The following is a 15,319-nucleotide window of genomic DNA, read 5'->3' as shown; positions in this document are numbered from 1 at the left end:
GGTCGGGTTCGACGGTGTCTTTCACGGCGAACCCTTCCCGGAGGAACTCGGGGTTCCACGCCAGGTGCGCGCCGGTGGGGGCGACGAGGGCGGCGAGGCGGCCGGCGGTGCCGACCGGGACGGTCGATTTCCCCACGACGAGCGCGCCAGGGGCCAGGTGGGGGAGGAGGTTGTGCACGGAGGAGTCGACGTAGGTCAGGTCAGCGCCCGTGCCGTCCTTGCGCTGCGGGGTGCCCACGGCGATGAAGTGGACCTCGGCGTCGGCGGCCGCGGCGATGTCGGTCGTGAACGACAGCCGCCCCGACGCGAGAGCATCCTTCAGGATCTCGGGCAGCCCGGGCTCGAAGAACGGCGCCTCACCCGCGGACAGCTTCCCGATCTTCCCCGGGTCCACATCGATGCCCACGACCTCGTGCCCCAGCGACGCCATCGCCGCCGCGTGCACCGCACCCAGATACCCGCACCCGATCACACTCAACTTCATCGCGACTGACACCCTCTCCGGCAGAAACCGATCCGCGCGCGGGCGATGGCCCGCGCTGCGTGACGCAACCCCTCCATCCTTCCATGTCGCGTCCGCGAGGCCGCGTCCGTGCGGGCGACCTCGGCGCGGGATCCGAAGGGAAGCCGGTCGTGCGTCCAGGGATATCCACGTCAATTCACATCTGTCACACTGGTTGACATGCGTGTGCGTCCTCCCCGTCTGCCCGCCGTGCCTGCACGGCTCGCCCTCGCGACGGCGGCCGTCCTCGCCCTGGCGATCGGAACCGTGACGGCGCAGGGTGCGACGGCTGCGATGCCGTCTCCCGAGCCGACCGACGCGTTCACGGTGGAGACGACGACCGCGCCCTCCACCATCGATGCGTCGCCCGCTCCGACTGCCGCGCCGACGCCGACCGTCTCCGCGACGCCCTCGCCGACGACATCTGCGACGCCCTCGCCCTCGCCCACGACCGACCCGGCCGCGACGCCCGCCCCGACGCCGACGCCGCTCACCCAGGAGGAGATGGACCGGCTCGCGGGCGACTCCACCCTCGACGAGGCCGTCGTCGAGGAGGGCGCGCAGGTTCGCACCGACGCGATGTCGCTCGTCGGCTTCGACCCGGGCAACATCATCAGCGACGCCGTCTTCTACAACAGCGGCGCCATGACCGCCGCGCAGATCCAGACCTTCCTGAAGGGCAAGGTGCCGGCCTGCCAGAGCGGATACGTCTGCCTCAAGGACTACAAGACGCGCACCACCGACCGTGCGGCCGACAGCTACTGCACGAAGCCCTACCAGGGGGCCGCGAGCGAGACGGCGGCGACGATCATCGCCAAGGTCGCGAAGGCGTGCGGCATCAACCCGCAGGTCCTCCTCGTGATGCTCCAGAAGGAGCAGGGCCTCGTGACCCACACCTGGCCGAGCGACTGGCGGTACACGATCGCGATGGGCATGGCCTGCCCCGACACCTCCGCGTGCGACACCGCGTACTACGGCTTCCAGAACCAGGTCTACGGCGCCGCCCGCCAGTACCAGATCTACGCGAAGGCGTCGTGGTTCACCTGGTTCCCCGTCGGCAAGAGCTCGCAGGTCCGATACCACCCGAACGCGTCGTGCGGCTCGAGCGCCGTCACGATCAAGAACAAGGCGACGGCGAGCCTCTACTACTACACGCCCTACCAGCCGAACGCCGCAGCCCTGAAGGCGGGCTACGGCACGGGAGACTCCTGCTCCGCCTACGGCAACCGCAACTTCTACAACTACTTCACCGACTGGTTCGGCTCCACGCGCAACCTGTCGGGACTCATCCGCGTCGGCGAGGACATCTTCCTCGTCAACGGGACGACCAAGGTGCACATCACCGCAGCGACGCTCTCCGAGTACCAGAAGGCGTACGGCTCCTGGGTGCAGGTGTCATCGAGCACGGCAGCCAAGTACCCCACGAAGGGCACGGCGAGCCACTTCGTGAAGAACGCCGCCACGGGCGCCGTCTCCCTCCTGCAGGACGGTCAGCGTCACCTGTTCGCGAACTGCACGCAGGTCGCGAAGTGGGGCGGTTCGTGCACCAAGGCCACCGCGCTCACCTCGTCCGTCTACGCCGCCATCCCCGGCGGCGAGAAGATGACGAACTTCGTGCGCGTGAAGGCCGGCGGGGCGCTCTACCTGATCGACGGCAGCCGACTCGATCGGGTCTACGACCGCGCGGCCGCGACGGCGCTCAACGGCGGCAGCTGGCCGTACGCGGCGGTCATGTCGAGCGCGCGCGTGAAGGCCTTCGGCACGGGGGAGACCCGCTTCGCGCCCGGCGTCTTCGTCGAGCAGACCGGGTCGACCCGCGCCTACCTGCCGACCTCCGACCGGCGACTCGTCTATCTGCCGGTGTGGGGGCTCGCGTCCGACTACGGCTTCACGCGGGGCATCAGCGCGCGCGTGAGCGCGTCGACGCTCTCGCTCTACGCGAAGTCCGGCACCCTCGGCCTGTTCGCGCGCTGCGACGGCAAGCCCTTCATCGCGACGGACGGCACCCTGCGGCCCATCTCGTCGTCCTCGGGCTTCCCGGTGACGACGCTCGACTCCGCCACCTGCCGGACGCTCGATCGCTCGAGCGCCTCGCGGCTGGGGACGATCTTCGTGCAGGGCCGCGGGCAGGACGAGGTGTACGTGCTGCAGAGCGGCCGCCTGCGGCATGTCACGAGCCCGGCCGTGCTCATGCGCCTCGGCGGCGGCGTCAAGCCCGAGGTGCTCGCGCTCGACCCGCAGACGGTCGGCTACCTGCCGAAGGGGGACCCCGTCCGCTGAAGCCCCGGCTCCCGCCGTTAGGATCATCGGATGCCGGTCGTGCCCGATCTCTCCGTCGTCGTCCCTGCGGGAGACGCGGGCGGTCGGCTCGGCGCCGTGCTCCACGCGCTGCGTGGGCAGACGCTCGACGGGATCGAGGTCCTCGTGGTGGCGGATTCCACCTCGGGGACGGAGCTCGCGGATGTCGCCGAGGCGGTGACGGCGGACGCCCGCGTGCGGCTCATCGTCGCCGACCGCAGCCCGCGCGGCGCTGGCCTCGCGGCCGCGTGCGGGCGGCGCGTGGCGTTCATACGCGACGAGGTGCCTCCACCCGACGCCTTCGCCGCTCTCGTGGACGCACTCGACCGCGCCGGCGCAGACGTGGCCGTCCGCGGACGTGCGGGCGAGGGCCCGCCCGCTCCGGTGCGGACGGCGACGCTCGCACGGGAACCCGCGCTCGTCACCCGGCGCACCTGCGGTCTCGTCGTCTTCGACACCGCGTGGCTGCGCGCGACGGACGAAGGATCCCGCGGTCCGCTCGCGGCCGGCCTGGGCCTCCTCGCCGCGGCGCGGCGCGTCGCCGTCGTCCCCGGCCTCGATCACCGCTGCCCGGCGGGGAGGACGCCTCTGTCCGAGTACCTGCGCGACGAGCGCGAATGCGCCAAGCTCGTGGGCGACCTCGGCGCTCCCGCGCTCGCACGCGCATACGGCGGTCACGTCCGGGAACACGAGGCCTTCCTGCGGATCGCGCGGTTCGCCGAGGCGGGTGCGGATGACGACGACGTCCGCTCGGCGCTGCGCGCGCTCCTCGACGTGCTCCCGGAGGGCGAGGTAGGCGGCGACCCCCTTCGCGCCCTCGTCATCGGCCTCGTCGCGCGCAGGCGCACGGCCGCGGCCAGGCCGCTCGCGCACTGGCTGCTCGACGAGGTGAGCGACCCCGCGGCGCAGGTGCGCGACTGGGCGCAGTCGCTCGCGACGATGGAGGAGTCGGAGCTGCTGTGGCCGGAGGCGCGCGTCGAGCTGGCCCCGGCTGTCATCGCGGCTCTTCGGGCGCACGTGCCGATCGACGCTGCGGGAAGCTGGCGCGCTCTCGTCGACGAGGCGCGCCGCGTGCTCCCGGACGACGCCCTCGTGCTGGTGCCCGAGGCCGCGACGCACCCCGCGCTCGCTGCGAGAGCGCTTTCGGCTCGCGCCCTCGTCGACGGGTGCGTCCAGCGCGTCGCGCGCGCGGGGCGCATGGTGGTCGTGGAGGGCCGCAGCGCCGTGGGCGGGGACCGTGCCGTACCGGTCCTGCACGGCGCAGGAGGCGAGGTGTCCGCTGCATCGGTCGACTGGGTGCCCGAGCGCGTCGGCGGATGGCACTGGAGCGCCTCCTACCCGCTGCGCTCGCTTCCGCTCGAGCGCACGCTCACTCCTGCTCTCTCTGTCGCGCTGGAGGGATTCGCCGTCGCGATCGACGGAGAGGGGGAGATGCCCCGCACCCGCCGTCGCGATCCTCTGATGTGCGATCGCGTCGACGGGGCCACGGCGCTGCGTCGCCGACGGCACTGGCTGGTGCGCGCGGCGCGTGACGCCGCCGCCGTCATCCGGATGCGCGCGGCCTCGGTCCGCGGCGCGATCGCCGACCTGCGCGACCGGGTTCTCGTGCGCTGACGGCGTCGTCCGACGGCGTCAGCGTGCGAGGTAGGTGCGGAGGCGGGTATCGGCGTCGGCGGGTGTGTAGCCGGCGGCTTCGATCTTGGTGAGGTCGAGGATGCTGTTGCGGGGTCGGGGGGCGATGGGGCCGGCGGATCCTGCGTAGTAGGCGTCGGTCGTGACGGGTGTGACGCGTGCGGGGTCGTGGCCGGTGAGCTCGTAGACGCGTGCGGCGATCTGGGCCCAGGTGCGGGGCTCGCCGGCGCCCGTGAGGTTGTAGGTGCCGAAGGGGGCGCGGGTGGTGAGGAGGTGGCGGATGCCGGCGGCGATGTCGCTCGTGAAGGTGAGGCGTCCGGTCTGGTCGTCGACGACGCTCGGGTCGATGCCGCGTTCGGCGAGGGAGGCCATGGTGGTGACGAAGTTGCGGCCGTCGCCGATGACCCAGCTGGTGCGGATGATGTAGTGGCGGGGGACGGTGTGCACGATGGCGTCGCCTGCCGCCTTCGTCTGCCCGTAGACGCCGAGCGGGGCGAAGGGGGCGTCCTCGGCGTAGGGGGTGTCGGCGGTGCCGTCGAAGACGTAGTCGCTGGAGACGTGGACGAGGGTGATGCCGTGGGTCGTCGCGATGCGGGCGAGCGCGGCCACGCCGGTGACGTTCGCGGCCCAGGCCTGCGCTCGGCCTTCGGGTGTCTCGGCCTGGTCGACGGCGGTGTGGGCGGCGGCGTTGACGATGGTGTCGTAGTCGCGCCAGGGGCGGGCGGTGCCGAGGTCGGGGGAGGCGAGGTCGAGGTCGGCGCGGGTGGCGTACTCGATGTGGGGCCGGTCGCCGAGGGCGTCGCGGAGGGCACGGCCGAGCTGCCCGTTCGCGCCGAGCACGAGGGTGCGCCGGGGGGCGATGGGGGTGACATCGGCGAGGCGGGGGTGGGTGCGGTCCTTCTCGCTGATCTCCACCTCGGCGAGCGGGATGGGCCAGTCGATCGCGACGGTCTCGTCGGCGAGGTTGAGGAAGGAGTATGCCGCGTCGGGCGACCAGTGGTCGTTGACGAGGTACGTGTAGGCGGTGTCGGGTTCGAGGGTCTGGTAGCTGTTGCCGACGCCGCGGGGGACGAAGATCGCCTTCGACGGGTCGAGCTCGGCGGTGTAGACGGCGCCGAACGTGTCGCCTTCGCGCAGGTCGACCCAGGCGCCGAAGATGCGCCCGGTCGCGATGGAGACGAACTTGTCCCACGGCTCGGCGTGGATGCCGCGGGTGGTGCCGGGCTTGTCGTTGAACGAGATGTTGTTCTGCACGGGGCCGAAGTCCGCCAGCCCCGCGGCGACCATCTTCTCCCGCTGCCAGTTCTCCTTGAACCAGCCGCGGGCGTCGCCGTGCACGGGCAGGTCGAGCACGACGAGCCCCGGGATGGGCGTGGAGGTGACGGCGAGGGTCTTGCCGAACGTCGTCACCGCGGTCACTGGCCCTTCGACGCGTAGAAGGCCTCGACGCCGTCCTTCGACGGCGCCCACCAGGCCTCGTTCTCCCGGTACCAGTCGATCGTCGCGGCGAGCCCTGCCTCGAAGTCGCGGTACTGCGGCGTCCAGCCGAGCCCGGTGCGGAGCTTCGTGGAGTCGATCGCGTAGCGAAGGTCGTGCCCCGGCCGGTCCGTGACATGGTCGTAGGCGTCGGCGTCCTGCCCCATGAGGGTGAGGATGAGCTCGACGACGTCCTTGTTGTTCTTCTCGCCGTCCGCGCCGATGAGGTACGTCTGCCCGATCTCGCCGCGCTCGAGGATCGTGAGGACCGCGGAGGAGTGGTCGTCGGCGTGGATCCAGTCCCGCACGTTCTCGCCCGCGCCGTACAGCTTCGGCCGCACGCCGCGCAGCACGTTCGTGATCTGCCGCGGGATGAACTTCTCCACGTGCTGGTACGGGCCGTAGTTGTTGGAGCAGTTCGAGATCGTCGCCTGGACCCCGAACGACCGCACCCACGCCCGCACGAGCAGGTCGGAGCCCGCCTTCGTCGAGGAGTAGGGGGACGACGGGTTGTACGGGGTCGACTCCGTGAACCGTGCCGGATCATCCAGCTCGAGGTCGCCGTACACCTCGTCGGTCGAGATGTGGTGCAGTCGCCTGCCGTGCCTGCGCGCGGCCTCGAGGAGCGTGTACGTGCCGATGATGTTCGTGTCGAGGAACGGGCGGGGGTCGTTCAGCGAGTTGTCGTTGTGCGACTCGGCCGCGTAGTGCACGACCGCGTCGACCCGCCCGAACAGCTCGTCGACGAGACCCGCATCCGCGATGTCGCCCACGACGAGCTCGACCCGGTCCTCCGGCAGGCCCGCGAGCGAGGCGCGGTTGCCGGCGTAGGTGAGCTTGTCGAGCACGATCACACGGTGATCGGTGTGCGCCACGACGTGGTGGACGAAGTTCGAGCCGATGAACCCGGCGCCGCCGGTGACCAGAAGAGTTCCCACGTGCTTACTTCCCTCGTCCCAGAACCTCGAGGAGGTACGACCCGTACCCCGACTTCACCAGCTTCTCCGCCCGCACACGCAGCTCCTCGTCCGACAGGAACCCCTGTCGCCACCCGATCTCCTCCGGCGCACCGATCTTCAACCCCGTGCGCCGCTCGATCGTGCGGACGTAGTCGGCGGCGTCCGTCATCTGGTCGAACGTGCCCGTGTCGAGCCACGCCGTCCCGCGCGGCAGCACCTCGACCTGCAGCTTCCCCCGGTCGAGGTACGCCGCGTTCACATCCGTGATCTCCAGCTCGCCCCGCGGCGACGGCGCGAGGTCCCGCGCGATCTCGACGACGTCGTTGTCGTAGAAGTACAGCCCGGGGATGGCGTAGTTCGACTTCGGCTGCGCCGGCTTCTCCTCCAGCGACACGGCGCGACCCGAGCCGTCGAACTCGACCACGCCGTACGCCGAGGGCTCGGCGACCCAGTACGCGAACACGGCGCCGCCGTCGACATCGGCGTACCGCTTCAGCTGCGTGCCCAGCCCCGGCCCGTACAGGAGGTTGTCCCCGAGGACGAGGGCGACCTTGTCGTCGCCGATGAAGTCGGCGCCGATCGTGAACGCCTGCGCCAGGCCGTCGGGGGAGGGCTGCACCGCGAACGAGATCGACACCCCGAACTGCGACCCGTCCCCGAGCAGCCGCTCGAACGAGGCCGCATCGTGCGGCGTCGTGATCACGAGGATGTCGCGGATGCCCGCGAGCATCAGCGTCGACAACGGGTAGTAGACCATCGGCTTGTCGTACACCGGGACCAGCTGCTTCGACGTGCCCAACGTGATCGGGTGCAGACGCGTCCCCGAACCACCCGCAAGAATGATGCCCTTCACCCCACCATCGTGTCACAGAGCGCGCGGCGAGCCTGGGCGGACGCGAGGGAAGGGGTGCCCGGCTTGCCCGGCTTGAAACGTTTTGATAGCGTGGAAAACGCTTACCCATCCCGACCGCATCCGTGGTCGAGTCAGCGTGGACAGGAGAGTGACCCGTGAGTGCAGTGAAGCCCGCGACGACCGGGACGGCGCGCGAACCGCGCAAGGCGGCGCTGAGCGCCTGGATCGGCAGCGCCCTCGAGTACTACGACTTCGCGCTGTACTCGCAGGCGGCGGCGCTCGTCTTCCCCGTGGTGTTCTTCCCCACGGGCGACCCGACGACGGCGATCATCTCGTCCCTCGCGACCTATGCCGTCGGCTACGTCGCGAGGCCGATCGGCGCCGTCGTGCTCGGGGCGTGGGGAGACCGTCGCGGACGCAAGAACGTGCTCATCCTCGCCATGCTGCTCATGGGCCTCTCCACGCTGCTCGTCGGCGTGCTGCCCACCTACGAGCAGGTCGGCATCCTCGCCCCGATCCTCCTCGTCGTGCTCCGCCTCGTGCAGGGCTTCGCCGTGGCAGGCGAGCTCGGCGGCGCCGGCGCGATGGTCGTCGAGCACTCTCCCGATGCGCGGAGGGGCTTCTTCACGAGCTTCACGCTGCAGGGCACGCAGATCGGCTCGATCCTCGCCACCGGCGTCATGCTGCCGCTCGCCGCGCTCCTCAGCGACGAGGCGTTCCGCGAGTGGGGATGGCGCATCCCGTTCCTCCTCAGCGCGCTCGTCATCCTCGCCGGCTACCTCATCCGGCGCGGCGTGCGCGAGACGCCGGTCTTCGAGACGCAGAGCGCGACGACCGCGCGCCGCCGGTTCCCCCTGGTCGAGCTGCTTCGCGCGCATCCCTGGACCGTCGTCCGATGCGTGCTCATGACCTTCACCAACGTCATCGGGATGGCGACGCTCGTCTTCGGCGTGTCCTTCGCGACGCAGGAGGGCTACGGGATCGGGTTCTCGACGAGCGACTTCCTCTGGGTCACGCTCGTCGCCAACATCACGGCCGCGCTCACGATCCCCGTCTTCGGAGGGCTGTCCGACCGCTTCGGGCGCCGCGGATTCATGATCGCCGGCGGTCTCGGCGGCGGCCTCCTCACGATCGCGTACCTGTGGGCGATCGAGCAGCGCAGCCTCGTGCTGGTCTTCGTGTTCGTCGTGCTCGTCCAGAGCGTGCTCTTCCAGATGTGGAACGCGACGTTCGCCACGTTCTTCCAGGAGCAGTTCCCGGCCCGCGTGCGGGTGACGGGCTTCGCCGTGTCGCAGAACATCGGGCTCATGCTGGCCGCGTTCTTCCCGAGCATGTTCACGGCGATCGCGCCTCCCGGGAGCGCCGGCGTGCCGCTCACGATCGGGACGGTCACGTTCGGGATCTGCCTCGTCGCCGCAGCCGCCGCGTTCCTCACGCCGGAGACCCGAGGGCGCTCGCTCGAGGAGCTCGACGCGCGCTGACGCGGGTGTCCGTCCGCGGCGCGATTACGATCGACTCTGGCGCGCCGGCGGTCGGCGGCGCCGCGGACGGAGGACGGATGCGCGTGTCGAGGAGCCGGCGGACGAGGTCCGAGACCCTCGCGCGCATCGGATGGCCGGCGCTCGCCGCCGTGCTGACGCTCGCGTTCGCGGCAGCCCGGCTCGTGCGCAATCCGCGCTTCTACTTCTCCGACGACACCGAGCGCGGCTCGGCAGGCCAGTGGTGGCAGCTGGGCGACCAGCTGCTGCAGGGCCGCATCCCGCTGCTCGACCCGTCAGCCTGGCAGGCGGGCAACTACTGGGCCGAGGGCCAGTGGGGCCTCATCAACCCGCTCACCTGGGTCATCGCGCTCACCGCGCGCCTGAGCGAGAGCCCCGTGCTGCACGCCACGGCCGTGAAGCTCGTCTTCCTCGCCGTGCTCGCCGTCGGAGTGCACCTGCTCGCGCGCAGCTTCGGGGCGCACCGCCCGTGGGCGGCTCTCGCCGGCGTGCTCGTGCCCCTGTCCGGCTTCGTCGTGTACATGGACGCCGCATCGTGGTCGACCGACCTCATCAACGTCGCGCTGCTGCCGTGGGTGTGGTGGGCCCTGCGGCGGACCGTCGAGGGGCGCCGCTCGCCGCTCGCCTACCTCGTCCTCAGCTACCTGCTCATCGCCGTCGGGTACGTGTTCGGCGTCATGATGCTCGTCGTCGTGCTCGTCGAGACGCTCGTGCGCCACGCGGTGCGCCGCGACGGCGCGCGCGTCGTGCGGACGCTGCTGGCATCGGCGTGGGGGGCGCTGCTGACGATCGTCGTCTACCTGCCCGCCGTGCTCACCGCGTCCGTCACGGAGCGCGGGAACGCGTCGTTCGAGAACCTCGGGTTCCTCAACGCCGATCTCACCGATCTCGCCTCGGCGGCGAACCCCTGGGTGTCGGCCACGATCCGCTCGTGGGACGGCGACATCACCGTCGGGCCGCTCGTGTACGTCTCCTGGGTGCTCCTCGCGCTGCCGTTCGCCCTGCCCATGGCGCGCTCGGCCGTCCGCCGGTGCCTCCCTCTGCTCGTCCTGGGCGGCATCGTGCTGGCGCTCGTCCTCGGGCCGAGCCACATGGGGGCCATCCGCTGGCCGCTCCGGCTCATCCCGTACCTCGCGATCTGCCTCCTCGTGCTCTTCGCGGTCGCGATGTCGCGCCGCTACCCGGGCGGCGCGACGCCGCGGTCGTTCTGGCTCTCCGCCGTCCTCCTCGCCGTCACCTCGCTGCTGACGTGGGGGAACGGGCCCTACGCCTGGGCCGCGATCCTCGCGGCGGCGGCCGTGTCGGCGGCGGGCATCGTGCTGCTGCACGTCATCGCGCGCACCCCGCGCCTGCGCCGCCGTACGGCATGGGCCGCGCTCGCCGCGATGGCCGTGACGGCGGTCTTCGTCGCGGGTCAACTGTACTTCTTCCCTCGCTCGCCGCTGCCGAGCCGCAGCGCGCCGGACAGCGCGGCAGCCCTGCAGCAGGTGCTCCCCGACGCGCACGGCGACGCGATCGTCGTCGGCGACGTGGAGGACGGCTGGCAGGACCCGGAGAGCTGGGACGAGCGCCTGCTCGCGAACCTCTGGTACTACAGCCCCACCGAGGTCTCGAACCTGTACACCGTGCTGCCGTTCGAGACCTTCGTCGACGACCTGTGCATCGACCTGCGCGGCACGACCTGCGGCGATGCGCTCGACGTGCTCTGGTCGATCGACGAGACGACGGGGGAGCGCGTCTCCGATCTCATGAGCGTGTCGACCGTCCTCGCCATGAAGGACACCTACCCTGTCGCACCGGCGGCGCCGGAGGGCTGGGACCTCGTCGGCGAGGGCGACTACACGTGGCTCTTCGAACGCGAGGCCCCGCTTCCGAGCGCGGGAGGGGTCGTCTGGACGTCAGACGGCGTGGCGGTCGACGTCACGGCTCAGGACGACGCCTCCGTCACGTTCACCGTGGAGCAGACCTCCGCCGACGGGGTCGTCGTCTTCAGCCGGCTCCCGTACCCCGGATACGTGATCGACGGCGCGACCGCCGCCGATCCCGTGCGCGGCTGGCTCCTGACCGTCGACGTGTCGCGCGTGGCGGCGGGCGAGAGCGTCACGGTGGCGTTCCGGCCTCCGGCCGCGCCCCTGCTCGCGGCGTCCTTCGCGCTGGCGATGGTCGTCGGCGCGGGATGGCTCGTCGCGCGCGGCATCAGCGCGGCGCGGCGGCGGGGCGCGGCCGCGCGGCGATGAACGCGACCGCGGCCGCCACGCCCGTCATCCCGACGACGGCGGCCGCGATCATGATCGCGATGTCGACGGCGTCGCTGCCAGGCAGGAGCATCAGGAGCCGTGCGCCGTCGCCGCCGTAGGCGAGGAAGAACTCCGTGAGGTAGCCGACGAGCCCGACTGCCGCGGAGACGACGACGATCGCCACGCCGACGCGTCGATGCCACGTCGGCGCCGTCATCCGGCGCCACGCGAGCGCGCTCAACGCGACGAGCGGGATGATCGAGGTGAAGAAGTAGCGGCCCTGCATGCCCGCGGGCTGCAGCGAGTGCACGTAGCTCGGCCAGATCTGCGTGAGCATCGCCACGAGGGCGAGGAGCGGCACGGCGGCGATGAGCAGCGAGCGCCCGAGGTCGGGGCCGCGCCGGACGGCGAACGCGAGCACGACGAACAGGCAGACCACCGTGAGGATGTCCGTGAGGAACGACGGCATGGCGTGGTCGAGCCAGCCGAACCGTCCCCAGAACGTGTTCGACACGCGCTGCCACAGCTGCTCGGCGAAGTACAGGACGTCGGGCTCCGCGTCGGCGGGGCCATCGTTGTCGTAGACGATGCCGGCGGGCTGCAGGGAGCGGTACACGACGAGGTTCCTCACCCACCACCATCCGCCGGCGATCGCGAGCACCCCGGCGACGGCGGTGCGCCGCGCGCGCACGGCGAGGGGCAGGTGCGCAGGCCAGCACAGCACCGAGAGGGCGGCGAAGGGGACGAGCGGCAGCGCCGTCGACTTGGTGAGGAGCGCGAGAGCGAGGAAGAGCCCGAGCCCCGCGACGACGCGGTGACGCGCGTCGCCCGTCATGAGCCGTATGCCCAGCCAGACGACGGCCGAGCTCGCCGCGATCGTCATCACGTCGTTGGAGACGGAGCCCAGGATGTGGGCGAGCTGCGGCACGGCGAGCAGGGACGCGGCCCCGACGACACCGGCCCGCGGGCTCCGGGTCAGCCGGCGCACGCTGTCCCACACGAGCAGCGGCAGCGGCGCGGCGAACACCAGCCCGCTGAGACGCGCGACGAGCAGGACGAGGTCGACGCGCAGGTCCATGACGTCGATGGCGCGGAGGAAGAGGCTCACGTAGAGGTAGTACGTCGGCGGGTGCTGCGTCATCTGGTCGAAGCCGTCCGAGCCCGGGTCCGCCGCCCGCAGCTCGGCGAAGGTCGTCCGCTCCTCGGCGGGCCAGGCCGCCTCCTCGCGGGCGTCCTGGATCATCGCCTGGAAAGGGGCGGTGCCGGGCTCCGGCCATCCGCCGCCCTCTGCGAGCCGCAGCGCGCTGTTGACATGCAGCGTCTCGTCGGGCGCGTCGAACAAGGGGGTGAAGAAGGCCCAGAAGGCGACGACCGCGAGGAACGCCGCCGTCACGGCGGCGATCGCCCAGCGCTCGCCGCGCGTCGAGGGGAGGCCTCCGAGGTCCAGCGGGGCGCCCGCGGCGGCGCTCATGCGCCGACCGCCCGCCGGGAGCGCGCCGTGCTCCCGGCGATCGCGAGCGCGCCGGCGGAGAGCACCGCGAAGGCGATCCACGCCGCAACAGGCTGGATCCCGGCCTGCGGCGTGGAGAACGTGCGGGAGAGAGCCGCGTGCAGGAGCGCCGCGACGAGGACGACCTCGACGACGATCCACGCGGCGGCGAGCCAACGACCCCGTGGCGGGGCGAGCAGCCCCGCGGCGAGGAGCGGGGCGAGGGTGGCCGTGACCGTGAAGAGGTAGCGGCCGTTCGGCGAGCCCGTCTCTCCGACGTAGAGGAGCTGCATGACGAGGACGCCCACGCCCGCCGCGAGGATGACGGCGACGGCGAAGGCGCGCGGTGCCCTGACCGCCCGGGGACCCCCGACGGCCAGGACGACGGCGCCGATCGCGACGGGGGCGAGGAACAGCACGGCATCGGCGGCGAGCGACCAGGCGCCGTCGGCGGGCGAGAACTGGCCGAGCAGCTGCCGCCATGTGTCGGGGGCGGCCACCACCTCGGCGAGCGTCGTCCGCTCGCGGCCGAGGTTCGCCATCGCCCACTCGGGATGGCCGCCCGAGATCGAGCCCGTGAGCGCGAGGTTGCGGGCATAGAACCATCCGCTCGCGGCGAGCATCGCGAGCGGCCCCGCCGCACCCGCGACCACGAGGCGGACGCGACCAGGACGGCGGTCGACGAGAGCGAGCACGAGGAGCGCCGCGGCGAGCAGGCCGGCGGGCGGCACGCTCGCGAGTCGCACGAGCGAGGCGAGGGCGAGCGCGACGACGAATCCCGCCACGGTCGTCCAGGTGCGTGCGCCGCGGACCATCCGCACGAACGCGGTCGTCGCGAGCACGACGACGAGGGCCGCGAGGACGTCGTTGTAGACCGACCCGCCCAGCCGCAGGAACCACTGCGACAGGGCGAGCACGGCGACGGCGAGGAGGCCGAGACGCCGGTCACCCGGGCGCAGCGCGGTCGCGAGTCCGCGCACGGCGTAGGCGAGGGCGACCGAGAGGGCGACGATGACGATCCGCGCCGCGTAGCCGGCGGCCACGGCGTCCCCCGAGGAGGCGAGCGGGCCGACGACGGGGGCGAGCAGCAGGTAGAGGAGCGGGGGGTGTTGCGCCGTCCACTGCACGGGCGGGAAGGTGCCGACATCCGCCGACAGCACGAGCCCGTCCTCGAAGACGGGCAGCCGGCCCGTCCACAGCTGGAGCGCGTAGTCCACGTGAGCGGCCTCGTCGCCGCTGGAGTACAGCGGTGAGGCGAACAGGTAGGCGAGGGGCCCGGCGACGGCGACGGCGACGATGAGCACGTGCTCGGCCGCGCGGCGTGCCGGGGAAGGCGGGGTCATGCCGCGCGGTCGGCGTCGCGCTGCGTCGCCGGCGCCTCATGGGCGGCGGGCGACGAGGCGTCGACGATGCGCTCGGGAGCGTACTGCAGCCGCTTGAGGCGCTCGAGGCTGTCCTCGAGGAGGGTGCGGTTCGTCCGCAGCATGTCGGAGATGACAAGCAGGGCGAGGCTGAGGAGCGAGCCGACGAGGAACGCCGTCCCGAGGATGAGCGACTGGATGTGCTCGCCGGCGATGCCGAGCAGGCTCAGCACCGCGAACCGCACGAACGGGATGGCGGCTCCGACGAAGAACAGCGCAGCGAAGGTGAGGAACACCGCGTGCGGCTTGAACATGATGTAGCTGCGCATGATCGCCTGCGCGGAGCGTCCCATGTGCTGGAAGATGTTCGCGAACAGCCGCGACTCGCGCGTCTTCGGGTTCGTCGTCACCGGCACGCTCGCGATGCGGAGGCGCTTGTTGCCCGCCTGGATGATCGTCTCCATGCAGTAGCTGAACTGCGTGACGACGTTGAGGCGGATGAGCGCCTCCCTCGAGTACGCCCGGAACCCGCTCGCCGCGTCGGGGAGGTCGGTGCCGGCCGCGAAGTTCACGACCTGGCTGCCGACAGCCTGCATCGCCTTCTTGAACGGCGAGAAGTGCGCGATGGTCTTCGTCTGGCGGTCGCCGATGGCGATATCGGCCTCGCCGCGCAGAAGGGGCTGCACGAGATCGGCGATGCGCTCCTGCGGATACTGGTTGTCGCCGTCGGTGTTGACGACGATGTCGGCACCGTGCTGCAGGGCGTAGTCGACGCCGTCGCGGAACGATCGGGCCAGGCCCATGTTGCGGGTGTGGAACACGAAGTGCTCGACACCGAGAGCGCGCGCCACCTCGACCGTGCGGTCGTCGGATCCGTCGTCGACGACGAGCACGTGGATCTCGTCGATCCCGGGGATGGCGTCGGGGATGCTCGCGAGGACGAGGGGGAGGGTGGTCTCCTCGTTCAGGCACGGGATCTGGATGAACAGGCGCATGGATGCACGTCTCTCGTA

At 71.6% G+C, this 15,319-nt stretch carries 11 protein-coding genes; 4 read left to right on the top strand and 7 right to left on the bottom strand.

Features of this window, described 5'->3' with window-relative positions:
- A partial coding sequence (locus ABD998_RS05840) for an NAD(P)-binding domain-containing protein (RefSeq protein ID WP_345436872.1) occupies positions 1–484 on the bottom strand: 484 nt, incomplete at its 3' end.
- Between the two features lie 198 nt (positions 485–682).
- Between ABD998_RS05840 and ABD998_RS05835 the strand changes: the two genes are divergently transcribed.
- Both ABD998_RS05835 and ABD998_RS05830 read left to right on the top strand, forming a co-directional pair.
- On the top strand, positions 683–2,782 hold the full coding sequence (locus ABD998_RS05835; protein ID WP_345436870.1) for a hypothetical protein: 2,100 nt from the start codon (positions 683–685) through the stop codon (positions 2,780–2,782).
- A 30-nt stretch (positions 2,783–2,812) separates the two neighbouring features.
- Positions 2,813–4,414: a glycosyltransferase family 2 protein gene (locus ABD998_RS05830; RefSeq protein WP_345436868.1), complete on the top strand. Its 1,602-nt coding sequence runs from the start codon at positions 2,813–2,815 to the stop codon at positions 4,412–4,414.
- Between the two features lie 18 nt (positions 4,415–4,432).
- Here ABD998_RS05830 and ABD998_RS05825 read toward each other — a convergent pair whose 3' ends face one another.
- Genes ABD998_RS05825 through rfbA form a run of 3 tightly spaced genes read right to left on the bottom strand, consistent with a single transcriptional unit; the run spans position 4,433 to position 7,720 of the window.
- Entirely contained in the window at positions 4,433–5,842 is a 1,410-nt protein-coding gene (locus tag ABD998_RS05825; RefSeq protein ID WP_345436944.1) for a bifunctional dTDP-4-dehydrorhamnose 3,5-epimerase family protein/NAD(P)-dependent oxidoreductase, read from the bottom strand.
- A gap of 5 nt (positions 5,843–5,847) precedes the next feature.
- Positions 5,848–6,846, bottom strand: a complete 999-nt coding sequence (gene rfbB, locus ABD998_RS05820) for a dTDP-glucose 4,6-dehydratase (RefSeq protein ID WP_345436866.1) — start codon at positions 6,844–6,846, stop codon at positions 5,848–5,850.
- A 4-nt stretch (positions 6,847–6,850) separates the two neighbouring features.
- Entirely contained in the window at positions 6,851–7,720 is an 870-nt protein-coding gene (gene rfbA, locus ABD998_RS05815) for a glucose-1-phosphate thymidylyltransferase RfbA (RefSeq protein WP_345436864.1), read from the bottom strand.
- A 155-nt stretch (positions 7,721–7,875) separates the two neighbouring features.
- Between rfbA and ABD998_RS05810 the strand changes: the two genes are divergently transcribed.
- Together ABD998_RS05810 and ABD998_RS05805 are read left to right on the top strand one after the other, a co-directional pair.
- Positions 7,876–9,201 (top strand): MFS transporter, encoded by a 1,326-nt coding sequence (locus tag ABD998_RS05810; RefSeq protein WP_345436862.1) that lies wholly within the window; start codon positions 7,876–7,878, stop codon positions 9,199–9,201.
- A 77-nt stretch (positions 9,202–9,278) separates the two neighbouring features.
- Positions 9,279–11,456, top strand: a complete 2,178-nt coding sequence (locus ABD998_RS05805) for a glycosyltransferase family protein (RefSeq protein ID WP_345436860.1) — start codon at positions 9,279–9,281, stop codon at positions 11,454–11,456.
- On the opposite strand, the gene ABD998_RS05800 is transcribed toward ABD998_RS05805, so the two are convergent.
- The 3 genes from ABD998_RS05800 to ABD998_RS05790 are packed head-to-tail and all read right to left on the bottom strand — an operon-like array spanning position 11,416 to position 15,301.
- Complete coding sequence (locus tag ABD998_RS05800) at positions 11,416–12,927, bottom strand: DUF2142 domain-containing protein (RefSeq protein WP_345436858.1); 1,512 nt, start codon at positions 12,925–12,927, stop codon at positions 11,416–11,418. The two genes, ABD998_RS05805 and ABD998_RS05800, sit on opposite strands and share 41 nt — an antisense overlap.
- The gene (locus tag ABD998_RS05795) at positions 12,924–14,288 is read right to left on the bottom strand and encodes a hypothetical protein (protein WP_345436856.1); all 1,365 of its coding nucleotides are present in this window, start codon (positions 14,286–14,288) and stop codon (positions 12,924–12,926) included. Before ABD998_RS05795 ends, ABD998_RS05800 begins: the two co-directional genes overlap by 4 nt.
- Entirely contained in the window at positions 14,285–15,301 is a 1,017-nt protein-coding gene (locus ABD998_RS05790; protein ID WP_345436854.1) for a glycosyltransferase family 2 protein, read from the bottom strand. Before ABD998_RS05790 ends, ABD998_RS05795 begins: the two co-directional genes overlap by 4 nt.
- Between the last annotated feature and the right edge of the window lie 18 nt (positions 15,302–15,319).

The sequence above is a fragment of the Microbacterium gilvum genome, from assembly GCF_039543865.1.
GTDB lineage: Bacteria > Actinomycetota > Actinomycetes > Actinomycetales > Microbacteriaceae > Microbacterium > Microbacterium gilvum.
Note: the sequence above shows the minus strand (reverse complement) of the source record. Positions and strands in the feature narration are given on the sequence as shown.